Consider the following 22,887-nt stretch of genomic DNA (forward strand, 5'->3'; position numbering starts at 1 on the left):
CAGCTCCACGCACCGGCGCCTCAGCCGAGATCGCCACCGGCGACCGGTAGCACCGAGCCGGTGATGTAGGAGGCCTCGTCCGAGGCCAGGAAACAGATCGCGGCGGCCTGTTCGTCGAGCGTGCCGTAGCGATGCAGCAGCGAACTCGCGGTGGTCTGCTCGACGATCGCGGCGTACCAGTCCCGCTCGGTCTCGGTCGCCGGCGCCGGGCCCCGCGGGATCCGCCGCGGCGGCGCCTGGGTGCCGCCCGGGGCGGTCGCACTGACCCGAATCCCGTGCGGTGCAAGCTCCATCGCCAGCGACGCGGTGATCGCGTTCACCCCGCCCTTGGCCGCTGCATAGGGCACCCGGTGCACCCCGCGGGTGGCGACGGAGGAGACGTTGACGATGACCCCGCCACCGGCGTCGATCATGGCCGGCGCGACGGCGCGACAACCCCACAGGGTGGGCATCAGCGAACGGTTCAGCTCCGCGACGATCTCGGCCGGCGTGTAGTGCTGGTACGGCTTGGCCCAGATCGTGCCGCCGACCGTGTGGATTGCGACATCGATGCGCCCGTGCCGGGCCAGGGCGGCATCGACGGCGGCGGTGGCGCCCTGCCAGGTCTCCAGGTCGGCGAGCACCGGATCGGCCGCCGCCTGGGCCCCCGCGAGCTCGTCGACCAGCTCGTGCAGCACCTCGGAGCGGTCGGCCAGTACGAGGTCGGCCCCCTCGGCCGCGAGCCGGCGGGCGACCGCCGCGCCGATGCCCTGGGCGGCGCCGGTCAGCAGCACGACCCGGTCGGCGAAGCGACCCGGGTGCGGGGTCACCGGTTTGGGGGTACGCCGTCGCCGCGGCGCGACCAGCGGCGCCCGGTCGGCGGCGGCGAAGACGGCCTGACCGGCGATCGCCCGCGCGGCGGCGGCCTCGGCGCGTCGGTCGAGCGGGCGCGCTGCACCGGGCGCCGGCCCGAGGTCGCAGGCGGCGAACCGGAAACGATGCAGCTCACGCGCCTCGGCGCGCCCCGCGGCCCTCCCGCCGCCGGTCGGCGCGCCGGCCCCGATGGGCCTCCGGTCGTCCGGCGCCAGCATCCGCTGCCCGGCGAGCCGGTGCGCCTGATCGGGATCGGGGACGGTGGCGATGCGGGCGGCCACGCGCGGGCGGCCCGCGGGCGCATGCGGGGGCGGCTCCGCCGCGGGCGCATGCGGGGGCGGCTCCGCCGCGGGCGCATGCGGGGGCGGCTCCGCCGCGGGCGGATCTGCCGGGGTCGGCTCGGCCGGAGCCGCGCCGTGGGCCCGTCCGACGGTGAACTTCTCGAAATGGAAGCTGGCGGGGGCGATGCCCTGCTCGTCCAGCCAGCCGCGGACGGCCTCGACCATCGGCGGCGGGCCGCACAGATAGACATCGACATCGCCACCGGCCAGGTGATCGGCGTCGATCAGGCTCATCACGTAGCCCTGGTTGGGGGCAGTGGTCCGCTCGTCGGCGACGCACCAGTCGAAGGTCAGGTTCTCGATCCGCTCGGCGAAGTCGGCAAGATCGGCCAGGTGGACGACGTCGTCGTCGGTGGTGGCGCCGTAGACCAGGTGCACGGGGTGTTCGGGCGGCTTGGCCGCCAGCGTGTGCAACATGGCCAGGATCGGCGCCAGACCGGTGCCGCCGGCAAGCAGCAGGGCACGCCGCTTGACGGGCCGCAGGTAGAAGGAGCCGAGAGGCCCGCTGAACTCCAACCGGTCGCCCGGCCGCGCGCGCTCGCTGACCCAGGTCGACATCGCCCCGCCCGGGGTGATCTTGATCAGAAAGGACAGCTCGGCGGAGTCGGCGGCATTGCTGAACGAATAGGAGCGCACCTGGTCGGTGCCGGGCACGGTGATGTTGACGTACTGCCCGGGCAGGAAGGTCAGCCGCTCCCGGTCGGCCATGGTGATCTTCAGCCCAACCGTGGTCGGCGAGTGGCGGATCACCTCGGCCACCTCGCCGCGCCAGCTCTGCGTACCCGTCTTCGCCAGCTCCGAGGTCGAGGAGATCTGCAGGACCAGATCGGACAGCGGTTTCATCTGGCACGGCAGGCAGAACCCGGCCGCGGCCTCGTCGCGGCTCAGCGCGTCGTCGATGAAGAATCCCGGGTCGAACTCGCCCGCATCGCATTTGGCCTTGCAGGTCCCGCAGGCGCCGTCGCGGCAGTCGAACGGGATGTTGATCCGGGCCCGGTACGCCGCATCGGCGATGGTCATGTCGGGATCGCAGTCGATGGCGCGACTGACCCCGTCCTCGAAGTTGAGCACCACCTGATGGCTCATGATCACTCCTCCCGGTCGTCGATCGCTGCCGATCAGATGTGGTAGACGTCCACCACGTGGTGGATGTAGTCGTTCTTCAGCACCACGGTCTTCCGTCGGATCAGCGGCGCATCGCCGGAGAAGTCGATCGTGTAGAAAGACGTGCCGTAGTAGGGATCGACGGTGTGGTAGCGGAAGTACATGGTGTGCCAGTTGAACCGCACATCCACGAGCGGGCCACGCTGCTCGATGATCTCCACATTGGTGATGTTGTGGCTGGTCCGCGGCTCCGGCAGGCTGGTCGCGCTGGAGCGCTCGGTGCGGATCCGGAAGACGCGATCCTCCAGGCCCGCCCGGTTGGCGTAGTAGATCAGCGACAGCTCGTTCGCCGGATCGGTGGTGAGCTCGTCGTCGTCGGCCCAGGCCGGCATCCAGAACTCCGCATCCTCGGCGTAGCACTCCACCCACTGTTCGAAGAGCCGATCGTCGAGATAGCGCGCCTCCCGATAGAGGAACTGCTCCACCTCGCGCGGGTCGATCACCCGCGTCGGCACCGTGCGCTCCGGCGCGGCATCCGTTTCCTCGGGCGCCGTCAGCGTGCTGGTCATGATCACACCCTCCGTCCGTTGCTGATCAGCTCGACCGGCCCGCGATCGGGGGCGGGCCGGGTGGCGGCGCGCTCGCGCTCGGCGGCGGCGCCGCGGCGTACCTGTTCCAGCCAGTAGGTGTGCTGGATCGGGAACAGGCCCTCGTCCTCGTTGCGGACACCGCAGGACAAGACGTCGTGCATGCCGAGACTGGTGGCCAGCTCGTCGGGGCCCGTGTGCCAGTGCACCGCGCCGCGACTCATGTCGTTCCAGCGCGCGGCGCGGGCGAGGAAGGTCTTCTGACAGGAGCGGAACTCCTCCAGGTCGTCCGGGGTGGCCATCCCGCTGGCGTTGAAGAAGTCCTCGTACTGGCGGATCCGGGCCGTGCGCGCGGCCTGGCTCTCCCCCTTCGGCGCGATGCAGTGGATGGTCACCTCGGTCCGGTCCGGCGAGATCGGGGTGAACCGGCGGATCTGGGTGGAGAACTGATCCATCAGATAGACGTTCGGGTAGAGGCACAGGTTCCGGGAACCGCGCACCATGAAGTCGCCCTTGGCCTCGCCGAACTGCTCGATCAGCTCCTCGCGCCGGTCCCACAGCGGCCGGTCCTGCGGATTGGCCGTCCAGGTCCACAGCGCCAGATGCCCGTTGTCGAAGGAGAAGTAGCCGCCTCCCTGCTTGCCCCACTTTCCCGCATCGACCGCCTTGGTGTCGTTCTTGGACTCACCGGTCCCGCGCCTGCTGGTGGTGGCCGCATAGTTCCAGTGGGTGGCGGTGACGTGATAGCCGTCCGCGCCATTCTCTGCCTGCACCTTCCAGTTGCCGTCGAAGGTGTAGGTCGAGGAGCCGCGCAGCACCTCCAGGCCCTCCGGGGACTGGTCGACCAGCATGTCGATGATCAACCGGGTATCGCCCAGGTGCTCGGCGAGCGGTGCCACGTCGGGGTTCAGGCTGCCGAACAGGAACCCCCGGTAGCTCTCGAAACGCGCGACCTTGGTCAGGTCGTGCGAGCCGTCGGTGTCGAAGCTCTCCGGATAGCCGGCGCCGTCGGGGTCCTTGACCTTGAGCAGCTTGCCGTCGTTGCGGAACGTCCAGCCGTGGAAGGGGCAGGTCAGGGTGATCCGGTTGTCGGTCCTGCGGCGGCACAGCATCGCGCCGCGGTGGGTGCACGCGTTGATCAGACAGTTCAGCGTGCCGTCCTTGGACCGGGTGATCACGATGGGCTGCCGGCCGATCGATGTCGTGTAGTAGTCGCCGGCTTCGGGGACCTGCGACTCGTGGGCGAGGAAGATCCAGTTCCCCTCGAAGATGTAGGTCATCTCCAGCTCGAACAGTTCCTCGTCGGTGAAGATCCGCCGGTCGATCCGGTACGCCCCGGTGGACGGGTCGTCGACCACGACATCGGACAGATCGATGTCGAGGTCCGCGATGGGATGCGGCATGGCTCCTCCTGGGTGGCGTCGTCGGCACGGGTCCCGGTCAGCAGTCGGCGACCGCCCGGGCCTCAACCGTGACACCGCGCGGACGCCCTTGCCCCAGGGATGACCCCAGGCCTGACCCAGGGTCCATTCAGAGGCGCCGCCTCTCATTGGGCATTCATTCGATATTTGAACCTCTTAATGCCCCGGCCTAGGGTGCTGCACAGGGGCGACCCGGGGCGATCGGAGAAACGACCCCCGATCGACACCACCCGGGGCGGCAGGTCTCGGGGCCACGACGGAAGAGGCGGCGACGATGACGTCACGACGCGGGAGCGATGTGGAGCTGCGGCTCCTGCGCTACTTCCTGGCCGTCGCCGACACCCGGCACTTCGGCCGCGCCGCGGAGCGTCTGCACATGGCGCAACCCCCACTGTCACAAGCGATCCGGCAACTCGAGTCGCAGCTCGGCGTACCCCTCTTCGAACGCACCACGCGCCAGGTCCGGCTGACACCCGCGGGCGAGCTGCTGCGGACCGACGCACAACGCATCCTGGACGCCGTCGACGAGGCGGTGAACCGGGTGGCGGCGCTGGCGGAGGGGCGCACCGGCACACTGCGCGTCGGCTTCACCGGCTCGGCGTCCTACGGACACCTGCCGCGGATCGCGCGGGCGGTCCGCGACGCGATGCCCGGGGTGGCCCTGGACATCCGCACCGAGATGCTCACCCCGGCCCAGGAGGAGGCGCTGGTCGAGCACCGCATCGACGCGGGCATCCTCCGCCCGCCGGTGCGCGCGGAAGGTCTGGCGTACCGGCCGATGGCGGCCGAGCCGCTGGTCCTGGCCTGCCAGGAGGGCAGCGCGCTCGACCGGCCGGACCGCCGGGTGGTCGATCTGCGCGGCAGCGATTTCGTGATGTACGCCGCCGCGACCCGGTCGGTGGTCAACGACGCCGTGCTGCGCACCTGCGCGCGAGCCGGCTTCCGCCCGCACTGTGCCCATGAGGTCACCGAGACCTCGACGATGCTCGCCCTGGTCGCCGCCGGTCTCGGGATCGCGCTGGTGCCGGCATCCGCGCGCGCCGCCCGCCTCGACCGGGTCGCGTTCCACGAGCTTCCCGACACCGAACGCATCGACATCGGGGTCGCCTGGCTGGCCGATTCCACCGATCCGCTGCTGGAGCGTTTCGTCGACACCCTGACCCGCGAGGGCATCTGCGGGAACCGGACCCGCGTACCGACCCTGACCACCGAGCGTGCCGAGGAGATCGCGTGAGCGAACAGATGATCATCGACGCGGTCGAGGCGATCCCGTACCGGATCGACTACCGCAAGCCGCTGCGGTTCGCGAGCGGCGAGGCGCACACCGCCGATCATGTGCTGGTCCGGGTGCGGACGTCCGACGGGGTGATCGGAGTGGCCGATGCGCCACCGCGTCCCTACACCTACGGCGAGACCCAGGCCTCGATCACCGCGATCATCGACGACGTGCTCGGGCCGCAGGTGATCGGGCGCTCCGCCCTGGCGCGCGAGCAGGTGCACGCCGACTTCCGCCGCACGGTAGGGAATCCGGCGGCCAAGGCGGCGCTCGACATGGCGATCTGGGACGCCCTCGGCACGACGCTCGGCGTGCGGGTCAGCGACCTACTGGGCGGCCACGGCGAATCGATGCGGGTCAGCCACATGCTCGGCTTCGACAGCCCGCAGGCGATGGTCGACGAGGCCGAGCGGATGCGTGCCGAACACGGCATCACCACGTTCAAGATCAAGGTCGGCCGGCGGCCCTGGCGGCTCGACACCGATGTCTGCCGGGCGCTGCGCGAACACTTCGGCGACGAGGTCGAGCTCTACGTCGACGGCAACCGGGGCTGGAGCGCCAGCGAGGCCGCCGAGGCGATGCGAGCCATGGACGATCTCGGGCTGACCCTCGCGGAGGAGCTGTGCCCCGCCGACGATGTGCTCGGCCGTCGCTGGCTGGTCCGCCAGCTCCGCGTACCCTTCGTCGCCGACGAGAGCGCGGCCCGGCCCGGGGAGATCACCCGGGAGCTGCTCGGCAGCTCGGCCGATGCGATCTCGATCAAGACCGCCCGGACCGGCTTCACCGAGTCCGCCGCAATCCTCGGCCAGTGCACCGGGCTCGGCGTCGAGGTGGTGATGGGCAACCAGATCGACGGACAGATCGGCACCATGTGCACCCTGGCCTTCGGCGCCGCGTTCGGTGCGACCAGCCGACGCGCCGGCGAGCTGTCCAACTTCCTCGACCTGTCCGACGACCTGCTGACCGAGCCGCTCAAGATCGTCGACGGCCGGCTCGAACTGCGCACCGCGCCCGGCATCGGGTACGCCATCGACGAGGACAAGCTCACCCACTACCGACAGGACCGCTGATGTTGTACGCCGTGCGGATGGATGTCGCCATCCCCCACGACCTTGATCCCGGACAGCGCCAGGAACTGATCAGTGCCGAGAAGGCGCTGTGCCACGAGCTGCAGCGCGCCGGCGAGTGGGTACACATCTGGCGGGTCGCCGGGGCGTACTCCAACATCAGCATCTTCGACGTGGCAGACAACGAGCGGCTGCACGAGATCTTGTGGTCGTTGCCGCTGTTTCCCTACATGCGGGTGCAGGTCGACCCGTTGGCGACCCATCCTTCCGATCTTGCCGTCGCCGACGCGGCGGGCACCGACCCGAAATAGCCCGAACAAGGACCAACCACCAGAAAGGGGCTCAACGATGACCCAGACCACCGACCCGAAGACGAGCGACGAGCTCGCCGCCCGCGCCGCCGATTCCGGCGCCGGCGCGACCGCGAACTTCCGCCAGTCCGGCAAGACCGGCAGTGCGCAGGTCGACCCTGAACGGGTGGCGCTGCTCGCCGGCTCACTGATCAAGGCCGCGAACGATCTGGTCCGCGAACACGGCGTCAGCTACGACGAGTACAACGCCTTGAAGTCGTGGCTGATCAGCGTCGGCGAGGACGGCGAATGGCCGCTCTTCCTCGATGTCTGGCTGGAGCACAGCGTGGAGGAGGTGAACACGTCGCACCGGAAGGGCTCCAAGGGGACCATCGAGGGGCCGTACTACGTGCCGGGCGCGCCCGAGCAGGACAGCCCGGCCACGATTCCGATGCGCGAGGACGAGCCGGGTACGCCGTTGGTCTTCGCCGGCCAGGTCCGCGATGTCGACGGCACGCCGCTGTCGAATGCCGTGGTCGATCTGTGGCATGCCGATGCCAACGGCTTCTATTCCCAGTTCGCGCCGGGCCTGGACCAGTGGAACCTGCGCGTGCGGGTACGCACGGACGCCGACGGGCGCTACGAGATCAACACGGTGCAGCCGGCGCCCTATCAGATCCCGACCGACGGCGCCTGCGGCAAGCTGATCGCTGCGGCCGGCTGGCACGCCTGGCGTCCCGCTCACCTGCACGTGAAGGTCGAGGCGCCGGACCACGAGACGCTGACCGCGCAGCTCTACTTCCCCGGCGACGCGCACAATGACGACGACATCGCCTCGGCGGTGAAGCCGGAGCTGCTGCTCGACGTCGCCGAGAGCGAGGGCAAGAACTCCACCGAGTACGACTTCGTGCTCGATCCCGTGCGCTGAGGCGTCCAGAACCGACCGGTGACCGTGATCACCGGTCGGTTCTTCATGTCCACGATGCCTTCTGTGCAACGCTTTCCCGCGTTCCCTTGGTCAGCACTCGGGATATCCCCGGGGCAACAGTGATCAACTTCGGACAGGATCGTGCTGGACCACCCGGTCCACCGACACCGGCCAGATGCAGGCCCCACCGATGCAATGGAGCGTCCGATGAGTACAACCACACTCCCGCCAGAGAAGGCCTGGACCTCCGACCGGCATCGCCGTTCGGTGATCTGGGTGGTCAGCCTGTGTGTCGTGGCGATCGTCTTCGACGGCTATGACCTCGTCGTCTACGGCACCATCCTGCCCACCCTGATAGCCGACCCGTCCCAGCTCGGACCGGTCAGCCCGGAGCAGGCGGGCGCACTCGGCTCCTATGCGCTCGTCGGCGTGCTGATCGGCGCGCTCGCGGCGGGCGCGATCGGCGACCGGATCGGGCGGCGCCGGATGATGGTGATCAACATCGTCTGGTTCTCCGTCGGGATGGGGCTGACCGCGCTCGCCGACTCGGTGACGACCTTCGGCCTGCTGCGCTTCGCCGCGGGTGTCGGGATGGGGGCGCTGGTGGCCACTGTCGGCGCCGTGGTGGCGGAGTTCGCGCCCGCCGCCCGGAAGAACCTCTACAACGCGATCGTCTACAGCGGCGTACCGACCGGCGGCGTGCTCGCATCGCTGCTCGCGATCGCGCTCCGCGATGCCATCGGCTGGCGCGGGATGATGGTGATCGGCGCCCTGCCGCTGATCATTCTGTTGCCGCTGGCCCTGGCCAAGCTGCCGGAGTCGCCGCGCTGGCTGGCCGCCCAGGGCCGGCTCGAGGAGGCGCGCCTGGTCTCGGAGCGGACCGGCGTACCGCTGCCGACGGCGACCGAATCGGCCGCGGACGCCGAGGCGGGCGACAGGCGCGGCTTCGGCGGCCTGCTGAGCCGGCGCTACCTGCTCGGCACGGCGCTGTTGGGCCTGATGAGCTTCGCCGGGCTGCTGCTCACCTACGGCCTGAACACCTGGCTGCCGCAGATCATGCAGACCGCGGGCTTCAATGCCAAGAACTCGCTGCTGTTCCTGCTGGTGCTGAACGGTGGCGCCGTGGTCGGCGGACTGATCGCCTCCTGGCTGGCGGATCGGACGGGTGCCAAGCGGGTGGTCACGACGACCTTCCTGCTGGCCGCGCTGGCGCTGGTGCTGCTCACGGCGGGGCTGCCACTGGGCCTGTTGTTCCTGCTGGTCGCCCTCGCGGGCGTCGGCACGATCGGCACCCAGGTGTTGATCTACGGCCTGGTGTCGAACTACTACGCAACGAACGTGCGGGCAGCCGGCGTCGCCTGGTGTGCCGGGTTCGGCCGGCTCGGCGGCATCCTCGGGCCGGCGATCGGCGGGATGCTGATCGGCGCCGGACTGACCTCGGCAACGACCTTCTGGATCTTCGCCGGCGTCGCCATCGCCGGGGCCGCCGTCACCTTGCTGGTGCCCCGAACCCGGGCCGCGCACACCGCGACCGCGGCGCCGCCGGCAGCCGCCCTGCCGCTGGTCGGCGACCGCAACTGACTCGGCCCTCGCCCGCCGAGTCGTGTCGTCAGTTATCGCCCCCTGGAAGCGGCTCCGGGCGGCGAGACGTCACGACGAGATCGGAGGCACCCCGGGCCGCGCCGGCGTACCGCAGCTGGCGACGCTCGTCGCGTTCTCGACCGCAGATGATGCCGCCATCCGGGGCTCGGAGCGGGCATAACTACGGAAACAATTCGGAGTGGGGTGGCCGAGATGGAACGGGGCGATCTCAGCCGAGCGCCCGCAGCCGGGGCGCAAGATCGCGGGCGAACAGCTCCAGGAAGCGGCGCTGATCGTTGCCCGGCGCATGGAAGACGAGGTGGTTGAACCCGATCCGGCGATACGGCTCGATCGCCGCCACCGCCTCGTCCGGATCGGACGCCACGATCCAGCGCTTGGCGACCTGCTCGATCGGCAGCGCATCGGCGGCCCGCTCCATCTCGATCGGATCGTCGATCGAGTGCTTCTGCTCGGGAGTCAGCGACAGCGGCGCCCAGAACCGGCAGTTCTCCAGCGCCGCATCGGGATCGGTGTCGTAGCTGATCTTGATCTCGATCATCTTGTCGATCGCCTCGACGTCGCGGTCGGCCTTCTCCGCACCCTCGGCCAGCGCCGGCAACAGCTTCTCGGTGTAGAGCTCCATCCCCTTGCCCGACGTGCAGATGAACCCGTCACCGACCCGGCCCGCGTACCGGGCCACCATCGGCCCGCCGGCCGCCACGTAGATCGGTACGCCGTCCTCGGGCACGTCATAGATCGACGCCCCCCGCGTGCGGTAGAACTCCCCGTCGAAGTCGACGCGATCACCGCGCCACAGCTCACGCATCAGGCGTACCGACTCGCGCAGCCGCGCGAACCGCTCCTTGAAGTCCGGCCACTCCGCCGCCGCGCCGGTGGCGATCTCGTTCAGCGCCTCACCGCTGCCGATGCCGAGCATGATCCGCCCCGGGTACAGCATGCCGAGGGTCGCGAAGGCCTGCGCGATCACGGCCGGGTTGTAGCGGAAGGTCGGCGTCATCACCGAGGTCCCGAGCTGGATCCGTTCGGTACGCTCACCGACCGCCGCCAGCCAGGCCAGCGCGAACGGGGCGTGGCCGCCCTCGTGGCGCCACGGCTGGAAATGATCACTGATCGCCGCCGAGTCCATCCCGCTCGCTTCGGCGGCGACCCCCAGCTCCACCAGCTCGCGCGGCCCGAACTGCTCTGCCGATGCCTTGTAGCCGAGCCTCAGCGGTTGCGTCATGCGATCACGATACCGACGCCTCCGGGCGCCGGGCGCGGTCCCGTCGGACGAACCAGTAGGCGACCAGGGCCAGCACGATGATCAGGGCAATCAGCTCGAAGGTGCCGGCATTCGGGCCGAGGCCGTGGATGGCGATGAAGCCGATCGCCCCCGCGGCGAAGCAGTAGTACATGGTGACCAGCACGGTCTTGCGAATCAGGTCGCCCTCGCGGCCGAGCAGGCCGACAGTCGCCGAGGCCGCGACGATGTTGTGGATCGCGACCGGATTGCCGCCGGCCCCGCCGACGGCCTGGGTGGCGACCACCTGTTCCGGCGGTACGCCGATCGCCTCTCCGGTCGACCACTGGAACTGGGCGAAGGTCAGATTCGACACGGTGTTGGACCCGGCCACGAAGGCGCCGAGCGCGCCGATCCACGGGCTGAGCACCGGCCAGGCCGAGCCGGCCAGCGCCGCGGCACCCTCGGCCAGGGTGACGGGCATGCTCGCCAGCCCGGAGTCGTTGTTCGCGGCGCCGGACTGGATCAGCACCCGGACCAGCGGCACCGCGAACAGCAGCGCGACCGCGGTGCCGGCGAGCTGGCGCCCGGACACCCGCCAGGCCTGCGCGATCTGCCGCCCGGTCATCCGGTGCGTGAACCAGGCGACGGCCGCCGCGATGATCAGCCAGAAGCCCGGGGAGAAGAACGGCTGCACGGTGGTGCTGATCGAGGTGCCGAGGATGTTCGAGGCCTTGATCGTCATCGGCGGCACCGATGCGGTGAAGAAGGCCTTCACCGGCGGCACCGCGCGGGTCAGCACCAGGACGGCCGCCAGCACCAGATAGGGCGACCAGGCGGTGATCAGCCGCATCGGGCGCGACTCCTCGGTGTCCAGGTGATCGGCATCGATGCTGCCCATCCAGCGCGCCGGCCACGACGCCCGCGGGCCGAAGTCGAAGATCTCCTTCGGCATCAGGAAGCCGCGACTGGAGGTGAACATCACCAGCGCCAGCCCGATCAGCCCGCCGAGCAGCGAGGGGAACTCCGGTCCCAACAACCATGCCACCAGCACATAGGGCACGGTCATCGCCAGCGACGCATAGATCGCGAACGGCCATACCTTCAGGCCCTCGGCGAAGCTGCGCCGCTCGCCGAAGAAGCCCGTCAGCATCGTCACCAGGATCAGCGGGATGAGCAGCCCGCACAGCGCATGGATGATCGCGACCTCGAGCCCGATCCCGCGGACGTAGTCGGGATAGGTCACGCCCAGCTCGGCCAACCGCGCCTGGATCGGGGCGCTGTCGCGGCCGAGGCCGTTGGTGACGCCGACCAGGATCGGCGTACCCACCGCGCCGAAGCTGACCGGGGTGGACTGGATCACCAACCCGACCAGCACCGCCGCCATCGCGGGGAAGCCCAGGGCCAACAGCAGCGGCGCCACGACGGCGGCCGGCGTCCCGAAGCCGGACGCCCCCTCGATGAACGAGCCGAACAGCCAGCCGATGATGATCGCCTGTACGCGGCGATCGGGCGAGATCGCGTTGAAGCCGGCCTTGATCCGGTTCATCGCACCCGAGCCACTCACCGTGGACAACAACAACAGCGCGCCGAACACGATGAAGAGCAGGGTCGCGGCGGTGATCAGGCCCTCGATCGCGGCGGCGGCGATGCTGACCGGCCGCATCCGCCACACCGCCGCGGCGATGATCACGGTGACGACGAAGCCGACCGGCATCGCGTACTTCGCCGGCCAGCGCAGTCCGGCCAGCAGTACGCCGACGACCAGGATGGGGGCCAGGGCGAGCATGCCCAAGATGGCGAGGTTGTCCACGATGACACCTTTCACACCGGGCCGCGCCGCACCGGATTCGGCCGAGTCTCGCGGTTCGCCCGGGCGGGGTCAAGCAGTTCGTGCGATCAGCGCGTCGTCGAAGAAGGCACGTTCCAGGCGCACCGCGCGGGCGAAGGCTTGCGCAGCGGGCTCGGCATCGGCGGCGGCCGTGGCGTTGTCGAACTCCGCGCGCAGCCAGTCGACCCAGGCGTTGTAGTCGGGGTTGTCGTGCAGCCGGATCCAGTCGCGATGCCGCGGGGCGAGCGCGGCGAGATCGCGGTCGCGACCGCGCGCGGCCCAGTCACCGTAGAGCCATTCGGCGACCAGCAGCACCGCCAACACCACCGGATAGGACCGCGAGCCGGCGGCCTCGCGCATCAGTGCGTCGAACTCGCGGGTCGGCCGGGCCAGTTCCGGTGCCGCGCGCTCGCCGGGGGGTACGCCGAGCTCGTCGAAGCTGCGGGTGAAGTAGTCGTCCTCGTCGGCGGCGAATGCGCCGAGGACGCGCGCGAACCGCAACCGCTCCCCCAGCCCCGGCGCGGTCGCGACGGCCGCGCCGAGCAAGATCACGAACGCGTCGCAGAACTGGTAGTCCTGCACCAGATAGTGGCGCAGCCGGTCATCGGGCAGGGTGCCGTCGAGCAACTGGTCGACGAACGGATGGTTGACGGCGGCGTCCCAGTCGCGTGCGGAACCGGCCCGGCAGGCCTCGGCGAAGCTCACGCGCGACAACGTAGCGGGGCCGCGCCGCGGCGCGCCGGCGGGGCGGCTCAGCCGCGGCCCACCACGCCGGTGCCCCGGCACGGGAATGGCCGCCCCGGGCTGCTCGGCGCGGTGCAGTTGCCGGCGTCGTCGGCGCCGATGCTGGGCGGTACATCGCCGCGCAGCCGGGCACCGAAGAAGTCCCGCCCGCCGTTGTCGTCCAGCACGGCCCCGGCGCGGTAGGCCGGTGATCCGGTACGCAGCCGGTAGCCGTCGAGGTCATCGATCGACGAGCCGCCGGAGCCCGGCGCGACAAGCATCGGGTCGGCGGTGCTGCCGCCGGGGTTGGGTGGCAGATTGCCGACATTGCGGATCAGATTGTGGTCGAGCCGGTAGCCCGCGGGACTGGCGAGCCGGAAGTTCGCGGTGCCCGATCCCTCCTTGAGCACCAGGTTGTTGGCGAAGCGCACGTTGCGGGTGTTCGCGTTGTTCTCGTTGATCACGGTCTGGGAGACGCCGTCGCCGATGTAGATCGTGTTGTTGTAGATCTGCGCGCTGTCGATCGTCCCACTGCAGGTCTCGATGCCGCGATGGGAGTCGTTGACGCTGACGTTGTAGCGCACCACCGCATTGCGGATCGAGCCGGCCGCATTGCAGAGCAGGAAGAAGCCGCCCTCGTTGTCGTGGCTGTAGTTGTACTCGAAGGTCACGTTGTTGGTGCCCTGATCGATGTCGAATGCCATCCCGTCCCGGGTTGTCCTGCCGCCGGAGGCCTCGTTGCCGGTGAAGACGATGTCCTCGGAGTTCCACGGCCAGATGCCCGCGTTGTAGCCCGCCGAGCGTTCCTGGAAGCCGTCGACCCGGTTGTCCTCGACCCGCCCGCGCTTGGTGGTGGAGATCAAGATCCCGTCCCCGCCGGTGTTGGCGACGTCATTGCCCTTGATCAGGACGTCGCTGCTGGGCGTCCAGGGCAACCCGACGTCCGGCTTGCCGGACTCGGGTCGATCGCCCCACAGCGATGTGCCCACCACGATGCCGCTGCGGTCGACGTCGCGGACGATGTTGTCGGCCACCACCACGTTGCGGAAGCTGGTGGGGGTGCTGCGGCCTGCCGCCGCGACGATGATCCCGCCGCTGCCATCGGTGTCCTTGGTGTCGTCACCCCAGACATCGTGCACATAGAGATCGCGGATGGTGAGGTCGGCCAGCACCCCGGCGTCCTCGCCGAGCACGAACACGCCGCGGCGCTTGCTGCCGGGATCGGCGGAGTTGGTGATCTCCAGGCCGCTCAGTTCGTACCCGGAGACGTTGCGCAGGAGCACCGTGTCGGTCGCGCCGGCGCCGTCGATCACCGGCCGCGCCCCCTCGCCGTAGGCGCCGATCCTGATCCGCTGCTCGGCGGTGCCCGAGCCACGGGGCGCGAGCGTCCCGGTGCAGGTGGTGCCCCGCTGGAAGAGCACCGCGTCGCCGGGCGCCAGCCGCAGCGCGTTCACCTCGTCCAGCGATCCCAGCGTGTCCGGGGCGTCGGTGCCGCAGGCCACCCGGTGGGTGACGCCCCCGTTCTCGGCGTGCGCGGGCCCGCCGATCGCCAGGGATCCGATCACTGCCAGGCCGAGGGTGATCCCTGCGGCCATGATGCGCGCCCTCGACGCAATAAAGGTCATATCTCTGCAGCGTAGGACCTGGCTCACGCGTTGTCAGCAGGCCGGCACGATCACAGTAGGTCGAGTTGCGCGCGGGCCCAGGCGATCAGCGCCTCCGACCGGTCGATCTCCCCCTGGAAGACGGAGGCCTTCAGCCGAGCGATCCGGGCGTGCTGCCGGGGCGGCCGGGCCCTCAACCGCTCCACCAGCAGCGGCGTCTCGCGGGCAACCAGCGCGTCGCGCTGGGATTCCCACTCCGCAATCGCTCGCTCGTGGTGCTGGATGAACCGGCGCAACACCTCCCGCGCCCGGCGGGTCGGGACCATGTCGAGGTAGAGCGCCTGCAGGAAGAACGCGTCGCGCGCCGGGCCGGGCGGGTGGTAGTGGCCCGCCCACTCCAGCAGCTCGGCCTGTCCTGCCTCGGTGATCGAGTACACCGTGCTGCGCAGCGCGGTCGCCCGGCTCTGCCGGGTGCCGGCGATCCAACCGTCGTCCGCCATCCGGCGCAGCGTCGGATAGATCTGGCTCTGCGGCGCGGACCAGACATAGCCGGTCGACGCGTCGAAGAACTTGGTCAGCTCGTACCCGTTCATCGGTCGTGCCGACAGCACCCCGAGGAGCGCGTGCGGTAGGGACATGCGCCGCAGGATATCCGCAGCCGCATATCAGTTCCGCCGGGATGCGTCTCAAACATGTATGGACATACATGTTGCTGCCGAAATACCGTGAAGGCAACCTCACGGGAGGAGGGACCAATGACGGTTCCGACACCAACGGATCAGTCGCGCGAGCGGGTCCATCCGCTGCGCTGGCTGACGGTCGCACTCTGCGCATTCGCCATCGTCTTCGACGGCTACGACCTCGTCGTCTACGGCACCACCGTCGGTGCCCTGCGGGAGGAATGGGGCATCAGCGCCGGCCTCGCGGGACTGATCGGCAGTCTTTCCCTGGTCGGCATGCTGATCGGCGCGCTGGCCGTCGGTACGCTCACCGACCTGTGGGGGCGCCGGCGCACCATGATCGCCTGCGTCGTCCTGTTCTCCGTCGCCATGCCGCTCTGCGCGCTGGCGACCGGGCCGGAGGCCTTCGGCGCGCTGCGGTTCATTGCGGGTCTCGGGCTGGGCGGGGTGATGCCGATCGCCAGCGCGCTCGTCACGGAGTACGCCCCGGCCCAGCACCGCAATGTCACCTACGTGACCATGCAGTCCGGGTACGCCGTGGGCGGGATGCTGGCCGCCGGGCTCGCCATCGCGATCGTTCCCACGCTGGGCTGGCGCGCCATGTACCTGATCGGCGGCCTGCCGATCCTGATCTTCCTCCCGCTCGCCCTGGCCAAACTGCCCGAGTCGCTGGACTTCCTGGTCAGTCACGACCGCCGCGAAGCCGCGGCCCGGCTCGCCGCCCGGCTCGGGATGGAGGTCCCCGAGCCCACGCCGAGCGCCGAGCGTCGGGGAGCCGTGGGCACCCTGTTCAGCCGCGGCTACCTGGCCCCGACCCTGCTGTTCTGGGCGATGAGCTTCTGCGCGCTGCTGACCATCTACGGGTTCAGCACCTGGCTGCCGGACATCATGCGCCGGCAGGGTTTCGCGCTCGGCTCGGCGCTCAGCCTGCTGCTCACCTTCAATCTCGGATCGATCATCGGCTCGGTGCTCGGCGGTGTTGCCGCCGACCGCCGCGGCTCGCGCCCCGTGATCGCCGTCGGATTCGCCGCCGGTGCCATCGCCGCCATGGCGCTCTCCGCCGGGCCCGAGATGATCATTCTCTACCTGCTGTGTGCCCTGGGCGGGTTCGGCACCATCGGCGTCCAGAACCTGATCAATCCCTACGTCACCCGCTTCTATCCCCCGCACGCCCGGGCGACGGGCGTGGGCTGGGCACTGGGCATCGGGCGCCTCGGTGCGATCTGCGGGCCCATCCTCGGCGGGCTGCTGCTCGACACCGGACTCGGCCCGCAGTGGAGCTTCTACCTGTTCGCCGTGGCATCCGCGACCGGTTTGCTCGCCACCCTCGCCCTGTACGCGACCCGCCCGCGCCGCGCCGCGCCGACCCCGACCGACGACACCCCACTCGCGACCACGGAAGGACCCCGCCCATGATCAACAAAATCGCCCTCGAGGAGCACTTCGGCGCCACCGAGCCGAACATCGTCGCCCAGTCCGAGGAGCACTTCACCCCGCAGGCCTGGCCCCGGCACCGAGACATGCTGCTGGACACCACGGACCGGCGGCTCGCGCTGATGGACGAGGCCGGGATCGAGATCGCCGTGCTGTCGCTGCTCTCACCCGGAATCCAGTCGCTGCATGATCCGGCACAGGCCACCGACTGGGCGTACCGGCTGAACGACCACGCCGCCGAGCAGGTCGCCCAGCGCCCGGACCGGTTCGCCTCCTTCGCCGCCCTTGCCCTGCAGGACCCGGACGCGGCCACCACCGAGCTGCGGCGCGCCGTCACCGAGCTCGGCATGGTCGGCGCGCTGGTCAACGGCTTCTCCCAGGTCGGCGATGCCGACACCATCGTCTATCTCGACGATCCGCGCTATGCCGACTTCTGGGCCACCGTCGCCGAGCTCGACGTCCCCGTCTACCTGCACCCGCGCGACCCGCTGCCGAGCACCAGTCCGCAGTACGGCGGACACCCCTGGCTGTACGGCTCGGCCTGGGCGTTCTCGGTGGAGACCGCGACCCACATGCTCCGGCTGATGGGCAGCGGGCTGTTCGACCGGCATCCCGGCCTGCAGGTGATCCTCGGGCACCTGGGTGAGTTGTTGCCGTTCAACATCTGGCGTACCGATCATCGGCTGAAGGTCGCGCCGCGCGGGATTGCGGCACAGCGCCCCTTCGGCGACTACCTGCGCAACAACGTGGTGGTGACCACCAGCGGCAACTTCCGCACGCCGGCCCTGCTCAACGTGATCGCGGAGATGGGGGCCGACCGGATCCTGTTCTCGGCCGACTATCCGTTCGAGGACATGCTGGAGGCGGCGGCGTGGTTCGACGCGCTGGAGCTGAACGAACCGGACCTGCGCAAGATCGCCTCGGAGAATGCCCGGCGCGTGCTCCGGCTCGGTGATCGTCAGAGCGCGGCGAGCAGCGCCCGGGCGTAGGCCTCCTCGGCGTCGGCGTGGCGGTAGCGGCCGTGGCTGGTCGCCACCTCCCACTCTCCCGCCACCCGGCGCAGCGAGACCAGCCGCTCACCGAGCAACTCACGCAACTGATCCTCCCGGGGCAGCCACACCGCACGGTCCAGGGGAATCGAGTCGAGCGCCCACTCCGTCGTGCCGTTGAACCCGAGCACCGACTGGTCGTGATAGCTGTGCAGCTCGATGGTCAGCTCGCTGATCCAGAAGACGTCGCCGGTCAGCTCGGCGGAGCGGATCGCGAACCGGTCGCCGGCGGCGGGCTGCCACAGCAGCCCCGCCTCGCTCAGCGCCTTCGCCGTGGCCTCGGTGATCATCGCGCGGTCACCCGTGCAGGCGTTCGGCGAGGCGATCACACTCCGACTCGCTCTGACCGCCGGAGATCTGCAGCTCACCGCCGCCGATCGGTTCTGCGACCCGAACCGCCGTCAGCAGCTCGCCCTCGGCCAGCAGGGCCAGCAGTTGCTCGCCGCCCGCGAGCCGACGGGTCACCTCGCGCAGCGCCTCGGTGCCCGGCCCGTCCAGGTCGACCCGGATGCTGCAGGTCGCACCGGGCGTGGCCTCGGCGCGCTCGGCTCGTCCGGTGCCGGCGATCGCGTCCAGCAGGTACGCCTGCCCGTCGGCACAGACCACGGCACCGGGCTCGGCGGGCACCGGCGACTGCTCGGGGCACGCGGTCCCCGGCGGCGCGGGCCGGGCCGGCCGGAACTCGATGATCGCGGGCTGGCGCCCGGTGACGAAGTTCGTCACCTCGGCACAGCCGGTCAGGGCCAGCAGCGCGATCACGCCGAGCGTCACCATGGGACGAGCCCTCATGGATCCACCGTAGCGGTGCGTCACACTGGTCTCGTGCCCCCCGGTTATGCGCCGCGCTTCCTCGACACACCAATCCCACCTCCGAACCCCGGTCCGCGGATCGCCGGCGACCTGGTCGATCTCGACGGCTCCCCGGTGATCGACTACACCCACTTCTCGCTGGCTCAGAGCCGCTCGCGGCGGCTGGCCCGGTGGGTCGCCTGGAATGTCGACGGCGCGCGGCTGCGCGAGCTGGACCGCTCGGGCCTGCGGTTCCGCTACGACGAGCGGTTGGACCGGTCGGTGCAGACCGGCGACGAGGCCTACCGCGACAATCGGCTGGACCGCGGCCACATCGCCCGGCGGGCCGACCTGTGTTGGGGCGATCCGGAGGAGGCTCGGGCGGCGAATGCGGATTCGTTCTACTTCACCAACATCACCCCGCAGATGGATGACTTCAACCAGGCCAGCCGCGACGGGGTGTGGGGGCGGTTGGAGAATGCGTTGTTGTCCCAGGTCGAGGTCGATCGCCTCGCGATCTCCGTGTTCGGCGGGCCGGTGCTGGCCGACGCCGACCCGATGCACCGCGGGGTGGCCGTGCCGGTCGAGCACTGGAAGATCATCTGCTACGCCGTCGACGGTACGCTGCGGGCGCGCGCCTTCCTGTTCGCCCAGCAGGTCGAACCGGTGCTCAAGCTGGACGAGTTCGCCGCCTGGCAGGTCGAGATCGGGGTGATCGCCGAGCGTACCGAGTTGATCTTCCCCGACGTGCTGGGCGCGGCGCCGACCGCGCGGCCGCAGCCGCCGCGTCCGCTGTCCAGCACGGCAGAGATCGACTGGTGATCAGGAGTTGTAGCGATTCTGCGCCTGCGCCAGACCCTCGTTGATCAGGATCTCGACCGCATCGGCGGCTCGGTCGACCTCGAGCGCGAGGTCGGTGCGATCCCGGGCCGGAAAGTCCGACAGCACCCAGTCGTGCACGCTCATCCGGCCGGGCGGGCGCCCGATCCCGAACCGCACCCGGGCGAAGTCGCCGGTGCCGAGATGGGACCGCAGCGACCGCAGCCCGTTGTGGCCGTTGTCGCCGCCGCCGACCTTGAGCCGTAGCTGCCCCGGTTCCAGGTCCAGCTCGTCGTGGATCGCGATCACGTGATCCGGCGGCACCTTGTGGAAGGCCGCGAGCTTGCGGACCGCCGCCCCCGAGTCGTTCATGAAGGTGCGCGGCTTGACCAAGATCACCTTCGCCGCATCCGCCCCGACGCCGCCGATGCCCGAGGCCGTGAGCCGCGTCTCGGCCACATCCGAACGCATCCCGCGCGGGGCGCCGAAGCGTACCCCCGCGCGGGACGCGAGCTCGTCGGCCACCAGGAAGCCGACATTGTGCCGATGGCCGGCATAGGCCGGGCCCGGATTTCCGAGCCCGACCACCAGCCACGGGGCGGAGTCGCTCACTCCTCCGAGTCGCCCTCGGACTCGCCGTCCTCGGTCTCCTCGCCGCCCTCGGCCTCGTCGCCCTCGGCATCCTCGTCGACGGTCGGCTCGATGCCGGCCTCCGCCTCGGCCTCGGCCAGCTCGGCGTCGAGCTGCTCCTGGGTCGGGGCGTTGGTGATGTTGACGATCAAGGTGTCGGGCTCGCCGCCGACATAGGTCGAGCCCTCCGGCAGCACCAGGTCGGCCGCGGTGACCTGCGTCCCGGCCTCGAGCCCCTCGACGGAGACCTCGACGTGCTCGGGGATGTTGGTGGCCTCGGCCTCCAGCGTCAGGGTCTGGTTGTCCAGCACGACCAGCGTGTCCGGGGCGGCCTCGCCGGTCAGGGTGACCGAGACCTCGACAGTGACCTTCTCGCCGCGGCGTACCACGATCAGGTCGACATGCTCGATGGTGCCCTTGATCGGGTCGCGCTGGACCTGCTTCGGCAGCACGAGCTGGGACTTCTCACCGGCCAGGTCGATGCTCATCAGGGCATTGGAATTGCGCAACGCCAGCAGGGTCTCGTGGCCCGGCAGGGTGATGTGCAGCGGGTCCATGCCGTGGCCGTAGACGACGGCGGGCACCAGGTCGGCGCGGCGGATCCGGCGGGCGGCTCCCTTGCCGAACTCCTCGCGGCGGGTGGCCTTCAGGACGATCTCGGACATCTGTACTCCTCGGCTTCGACGTGCGGCGAGGAGCGTCCGGCCGGTCGGCCGGGCCCTGTCGATCACGGAGCGCTGCTCCCTCGCCATGGCAACGGCGCGATGATACCCGGCCGGGCGAGCACGGGCGAATCGAGCACGGGCGAATCGAGCGCGGGGCGATCTCCACCCGAACCTCCACCCGCGGGCGGTTCAGCGCGCGGCCCTCCGGCCGCAGGCTGGACGCACACCCCAAGAACCGAGGAGCATCTGATGGAGTACGTCCTCCCGCTGATCAACATCGCGATCCTGGTCCTGGTGATCGGTCGCGTCGTCCTGCGGCAACTGACCTGGCAGTCGACCGGCGGCCGGGCGTTCCGGTTGCCGCTGATCCTGCTGGTGATCGGCGGTGCGCTGTCCAGCCAGGACATCGCGTCGCTGGCGGGCCTGCCGGCGCAGGGCTGGATCGTGGTCTGCCTCGAGTTGCTCACCGGCTTGGGGATCGGTGTGGCGATGGGCTACCTGACCCAACTGCGCCGCGGCCCGGCGGGCATCGAGTACCGCGGCGGTGCGCTCGGCGTAGCGCTGTGGGTGGCGCTGATCGCCGCGCGGATCGGCGAGGCACTGATCGGCCAGCACTTCGGCGGCCCCGCGCTGGGCCAGCTCACCGGCCTGATCCTGCTGATGGTCGGCCTGAATCGGCTCACCGCCGCCGCGGTGGTCAGCCGGCGCGCAAGTGCGATGTCGCTCACGCCCCAGTACGCCTGAGGAGTGTCCACGCCCGAGGAATGTCCGGCGACCCGCTCACCGCCGGTCGGCGCGATGATGGCTCCGTGACCACTCCGCACCCGCCCGCGCCCGGCGACGCCGCGCCGGGCCTGCGGCCCGGTCTCGCGCGGGTGGGCATCGCGCTCGTGGCCGGCGCCGCGATCGCGCTGACCGGGCTCGCCGTCGTCGACGTCTCGTCGGTCGGGCTGTGGCTGCTCTGGGCCGGCGTGGCCTGCCTGATCGGCGAGTCGCTGCTCGCGCTGGCGCCCGACACACCCGGGACCCGCCGCGCCGGCACCGCCGCGCTGGTGGCCGGAGCCGCGTTGGCGGGCCTGTCCACGATGTCCACCCAGGGGCTCGGCTGGGCCCCGATCATCGCGGCGATCGTGCGCGGCGTCCGCTCCGACCGCGGCTGGCCCGAGGTGGCGTTTGTGGCGGTGGCGGGAACGGGCGGCCTGAGTGCGGGCGCGCTGCTCGGCGGCCAGCCGGGGCTGGTGCCGGTCGGCATCCTCGCCTGCACCGTGACGCTGTCGCTCGCGTTGCTGCGTCGCAACGCCCGGCACAGCGCCGAGCGCGAGCGGGTGCTCCTGGTGCAGCAGCTCGAGACCGAGCGGGAACGCGCCGAGAACGCCGCGCTCGCCGAGCGCGCCCGGCTGGCCGGCGACCTGCACGACGTGCTCGCCCACACCCTGGGCGCGCTGACGGCCCAGTTGAACGGCGCGGAGGCGCTGCTCGGCGCCGGCCACCCGCACCGGGCCAAGGAGGCGGTCGCGAGCGCGCGGCAGCTCGCCGCCGAGGGGCTGGCCGAGTCCCGGCGCGCGGTCGCCGCCCTGCGCGAGCCGGCGGGCTTCGACGCCTCGCTGACCGAGCTGGTCCGGGTGCACCGGGAATCGGGCGCGGCGGTCGAGCTGGAACGGACCGGTACGCCGCACCGGCTCGACCCGGCGCGCGAACTCGCCGCTCGCCGCATCGTCCAGGAGCTGTTGACCAACGCCCGCAAGCACGCGCCCGGCCGGCCGGTCGACCTCGAGGTCTCGTGGACCGAGGCCGGGCTGACCGTCTCGGCGACCAACCCGCTCGCGACCGGCTCGGCCTATGCCGGCGGGCTCGGGCACGGCCTGGCGGCGATGCGCGAGCGCTGCCGCGGGCTCGGCGGCGAGGTGCGCGCCGGGCGTACCCCCGACGACGAGTTCAGCGTGACGTGTTTCCTACCGGCGGAGGCGTGATGCGCG

At 70.6% G+C, this 22,887-nt stretch carries 22 protein-coding genes; 10 read left to right on the forward strand and 12 right to left on the reverse strand.

Features of this window, described 5'->3' with window-relative positions; translation table 11 throughout:
• Positions 1-20: 20 nt before the first annotated feature.
• From benC to benA, 3 genes are read right to left on the reverse strand one after another with little or no spacing between them, the layout of a single operon-like run.
• Entirely contained in the window at positions 21-2,279 is a 2,259-nt protein-coding gene (gene benC / locus ACXDC7_RS15590; RefSeq protein ID WP_459222675.1) for a benzoate 1,2-dioxygenase electron transfer component BenC, read from the reverse strand.
• Positions 2,280-2,311: 32 nt separating this feature from the next.
• Positions 2,312-2,866, reverse strand: coding sequence for a benzoate 1,2-dioxygenase small subunit (gene benB, locus ACXDC7_RS15595; RefSeq protein ID WP_179445573.1), 555 nt, complete (start codon positions 2,864-2,866; stop codon positions 2,312-2,314).
• A gap of 2 nt (positions 2,867-2,868) precedes the next feature.
• Positions 2,869-4,287, reverse strand: a complete 1,419-nt coding sequence (gene benA, locus ACXDC7_RS15600) for a benzoate 1,2-dioxygenase large subunit (RefSeq protein ID WP_179445572.1) — start codon at positions 4,285-4,287, stop codon at positions 2,869-2,871.
• A 292-nt stretch (positions 4,288-4,579) separates the two neighbouring features.
• Between benA and ACXDC7_RS15605 the strand changes: the two genes are divergently transcribed.
• From ACXDC7_RS15605 to ACXDC7_RS15625, 5 genes are all read left to right on the forward strand, one after another.
• Entirely contained in the window at positions 4,580-5,539 is a 960-nt protein-coding gene (locus ACXDC7_RS15605; protein ID WP_218843848.1) for a LysR substrate-binding domain-containing protein, read from the forward strand.
• Positions 5,536-6,651 (forward strand): mandelate racemase/muconate lactonizing enzyme family protein, encoded by a 1,116-nt coding sequence (locus ACXDC7_RS15610; RefSeq protein ID WP_459222676.1) that lies wholly within the window; start codon positions 5,536-5,538, stop codon positions 6,649-6,651. Before ACXDC7_RS15605 ends, ACXDC7_RS15610 begins: the two co-directional genes overlap by 4 nt.
• Positions 6,651-6,959 (forward strand): muconolactone Delta-isomerase, encoded by a 309-nt coding sequence (catC, locus tag ACXDC7_RS15615; RefSeq protein ID WP_459222677.1) that lies wholly within the window; start codon positions 6,651-6,653, stop codon positions 6,957-6,959. The genes ACXDC7_RS15610 and catC overlap by 1 nt, the downstream gene beginning before the upstream one ends.
• A 37-nt stretch (positions 6,960-6,996) precedes the next feature.
• The gene (gene catA / locus ACXDC7_RS15620) at positions 6,997-7,866 is read left to right on the forward strand and encodes a catechol 1,2-dioxygenase (RefSeq protein ID WP_179445571.1); all 870 of its coding nucleotides are present in this window, start codon (positions 6,997-6,999) and stop codon (positions 7,864-7,866) included.
• A gap of 207 nt (positions 7,867-8,073) precedes the next feature.
• On the forward strand, positions 8,074-9,447 hold the full coding sequence (locus tag ACXDC7_RS15625) for an MFS transporter (protein ID WP_459222678.1): 1,374 nt from the start codon (positions 8,074-8,076) through the stop codon (positions 9,445-9,447).
• A 229-nt stretch (positions 9,448-9,676) separates the two neighbouring features.
• Here ACXDC7_RS15625 and fgd read toward each other — a convergent pair whose 3' ends face one another.
• From fgd to ACXDC7_RS15650, 5 genes are all read right to left on the reverse strand, one after another.
• Positions 9,677-10,690, reverse strand: coding sequence for a glucose-6-phosphate dehydrogenase (coenzyme-F420) (fgd, locus tag ACXDC7_RS15630; RefSeq protein ID WP_459222679.1), 1,014 nt, complete (start codon positions 10,688-10,690; stop codon positions 9,677-9,679).
• 4 nt (positions 10,691-10,694) lie between these two features.
• The gene (locus ACXDC7_RS15635) at positions 10,695-12,500 is read right to left on the reverse strand and encodes an L-lactate permease (RefSeq protein WP_459222680.1); all 1,806 of its coding nucleotides are present in this window, start codon (positions 12,498-12,500) and stop codon (positions 10,695-10,697) included.
• Between the two features lie 69 nt (positions 12,501-12,569).
• Complete coding sequence (locus ACXDC7_RS15640; RefSeq protein ID WP_179445567.1) at positions 12,570-13,223, reverse strand: thiaminase II/PqqC family protein; 654 nt, start codon at positions 13,221-13,223, stop codon at positions 12,570-12,572.
• A 47-nt stretch (positions 13,224-13,270) separates the two neighbouring features.
• A complete protein-coding gene (locus ACXDC7_RS15645; RefSeq protein ID WP_459222681.1) occupies positions 13,271-14,836 on the reverse strand; it encodes a right-handed parallel beta-helix repeat-containing protein in 1,566 nt (521 codons plus the stop codon).
• An 80-nt stretch (positions 14,837-14,916) separates the two neighbouring features.
• A complete protein-coding gene (locus ACXDC7_RS15650; protein WP_218843845.1) occupies positions 14,917-15,483 on the reverse strand; it encodes a PadR family transcriptional regulator in 567 nt (188 codons plus the stop codon).
• A 117-nt stretch (positions 15,484-15,600) separates the two neighbouring features.
• Here ACXDC7_RS15650 and ACXDC7_RS15655 point away from each other — a divergent pair, with 117 nt between their 5' ends.
• Positions 15,601-16,941 (forward strand): MFS transporter, encoded by a 1,341-nt coding sequence (locus tag ACXDC7_RS15655; protein ID WP_179445565.1) that lies wholly within the window; start codon positions 15,601-15,603, stop codon positions 16,939-16,941.
• Positions 16,938-17,948 (forward strand): amidohydrolase family protein, encoded by a 1,011-nt coding sequence (locus ACXDC7_RS15660; protein ID WP_459222682.1) that lies wholly within the window; start codon positions 16,938-16,940, stop codon positions 17,946-17,948. Before ACXDC7_RS15655 ends, ACXDC7_RS15660 begins: the two co-directional genes overlap by 4 nt.
• On the opposite strand, the gene ACXDC7_RS15665 is transcribed toward ACXDC7_RS15660, so the two are convergent.
• Both ACXDC7_RS15665 and ACXDC7_RS15670 read right to left on the reverse strand, forming a co-directional pair.
• Positions 17,918-18,337, reverse strand: a complete 420-nt coding sequence (locus ACXDC7_RS15665; protein ID WP_343045946.1) for a pilus assembly protein CpaE — start codon at positions 18,335-18,337, stop codon at positions 17,918-17,920. The two genes, ACXDC7_RS15660 and ACXDC7_RS15665, sit on opposite strands and share 31 nt — an antisense overlap.
• Positions 18,306-18,797 (reverse strand): SecDF P1 head subdomain-containing protein, encoded by a 492-nt coding sequence (locus tag ACXDC7_RS15670; RefSeq protein ID WP_459222683.1) that lies wholly within the window; start codon positions 18,795-18,797, stop codon positions 18,306-18,308. The genes ACXDC7_RS15665 and ACXDC7_RS15670 overlap by 32 nt, the downstream gene beginning before the upstream one ends.
• Positions 18,798-18,830: 33 nt before the next feature.
• Between ACXDC7_RS15670 and ACXDC7_RS15675 the strand changes: the two genes are divergently transcribed.
• Positions 18,831-19,619 carry a DNA/RNA non-specific endonuclease gene (locus ACXDC7_RS15675; protein WP_459222684.1) on the forward strand — a complete coding sequence of 263 codons (789 nt, stop codon included), beginning with the start codon at positions 18,831-18,833 and terminating at the stop codon, positions 19,617-19,619.
• On the opposite strand, the gene pth is transcribed toward ACXDC7_RS15675, so the two are convergent.
• Both pth and ACXDC7_RS15685 read right to left on the reverse strand, forming a co-directional pair.
• Complete coding sequence (gene pth, locus ACXDC7_RS15680; protein WP_459222685.1) at positions 19,620-20,228, reverse strand: aminoacyl-tRNA hydrolase; 609 nt, start codon at positions 20,226-20,228, stop codon at positions 19,620-19,622.
• A complete protein-coding gene (locus tag ACXDC7_RS15685; RefSeq protein ID WP_179445560.1) occupies positions 20,225-20,911 on the reverse strand; it encodes a 50S ribosomal protein L25/general stress protein Ctc in 687 nt (228 codons plus the stop codon). Before ACXDC7_RS15685 ends, pth begins: the two co-directional genes overlap by 4 nt.
• Before the next feature lie 249 nt (positions 20,912-21,160).
• Between ACXDC7_RS15685 and ACXDC7_RS15690 the strand changes: the two genes are divergently transcribed.
• Both ACXDC7_RS15690 and ACXDC7_RS15695 read left to right on the forward strand, forming a co-directional pair.
• On the forward strand, positions 21,161-21,655 hold the full coding sequence (locus ACXDC7_RS15690) for a hypothetical protein (protein WP_459222686.1): 495 nt from the start codon (positions 21,161-21,163) through the stop codon (positions 21,653-21,655).
• A gap of 65 nt (positions 21,656-21,720) precedes the next feature.
• The gene (locus ACXDC7_RS15695; RefSeq protein WP_459222687.1) at positions 21,721-22,881 is read left to right on the forward strand and encodes a sensor histidine kinase; all 1,161 of its coding nucleotides are present in this window, start codon (positions 21,721-21,723) and stop codon (positions 22,879-22,881) included.
• Positions 22,882-22,887: the final 6 nt, after the last annotated feature.

The sequence above is a fragment of the Naumannella huperziae genome, assembly GCF_054073625.1.

Bases quoted from the DNA above. Each gene is read 5' to 3' on its own strand.
- benC (WP_459222675.1), bottom strand. From the start codon at position 2,279: ATGAGCCATCAGGTGGTGCTCAACTTCGAGGACGGGGTCAGTCGCGCC.
- benB (WP_179445573.1), bottom strand. From the start codon at position 2,866: ATGACCAGCACGCTGACGGCGCCCGAGGAAACGGATGCCGCGCCGGAG.
- benA (WP_179445572.1), bottom strand. From the start codon at position 4,287: ATGCCGCATCCCATCGCGGACCTCGACATCGATCTGTCCGATGTCGTG.
- ACXDC7_RS15605 (WP_218843848.1), top strand. From the start codon at position 4,580: ATGACGTCACGACGCGGGAGCGATGTGGAGCTGCGGCTCCTGCGCTAC.
- catC (WP_459222677.1), top strand. From the start codon at position 6,651: ATGTTGTACGCCGTGCGGATGGATGTCGCCATCCCCCACGACCTTGAT.
- catA (WP_179445571.1), top strand. From the start codon at position 6,997: ATGACCCAGACCACCGACCCGAAGACGAGCGACGAGCTCGCCGCCCGC.
- ACXDC7_RS15625 (WP_459222678.1), top strand. From the start codon at position 8,074: ATGAGTACAACCACACTCCCGCCAGAGAAGGCCTGGACCTCCGACCGG.
- fgd (WP_459222679.1), bottom strand. From the start codon at position 10,690: ATGACGCAACCGCTGAGGCTCGGCTACAAGGCATCGGCAGAGCAGTTC.
- ACXDC7_RS15645 (WP_459222681.1), bottom strand. From the start codon at position 14,836: ATGGCCGCAGGGATCACCCTCGGCCTGGCAGTGATCGGATCCCTGGCG.
- ACXDC7_RS15650 (WP_218843845.1), bottom strand. From the start codon at position 15,483: ATGTCCCTACCGCACGCGCTCCTCGGGGTGCTGTCGGCACGACCGATG.
- ACXDC7_RS15655 (WP_179445565.1), top strand. From the start codon at position 15,601: ATGACGGTTCCGACACCAACGGATCAGTCGCGCGAGCGGGTCCATCCG.
- ACXDC7_RS15660 (WP_459222682.1), top strand. From the start codon at position 16,938: ATGATCAACAAAATCGCCCTCGAGGAGCACTTCGGCGCCACCGAGCCG.
- ACXDC7_RS15670 (WP_459222683.1), bottom strand. From the start codon at position 18,797: ATGAGGGCTCGTCCCATGGTGACGCTCGGCGTGATCGCGCTGCTGGCC.
- ACXDC7_RS15685 (WP_179445560.1), bottom strand. From the start codon at position 20,911: ATGTCCGAGATCGTCCTGAAGGCCACCCGCCGCGAGGAGTTCGGCAAG.
- ACXDC7_RS15690 (WP_459222686.1), top strand. From the start codon at position 21,161: ATGGAGTACGTCCTCCCGCTGATCAACATCGCGATCCTGGTCCTGGTG.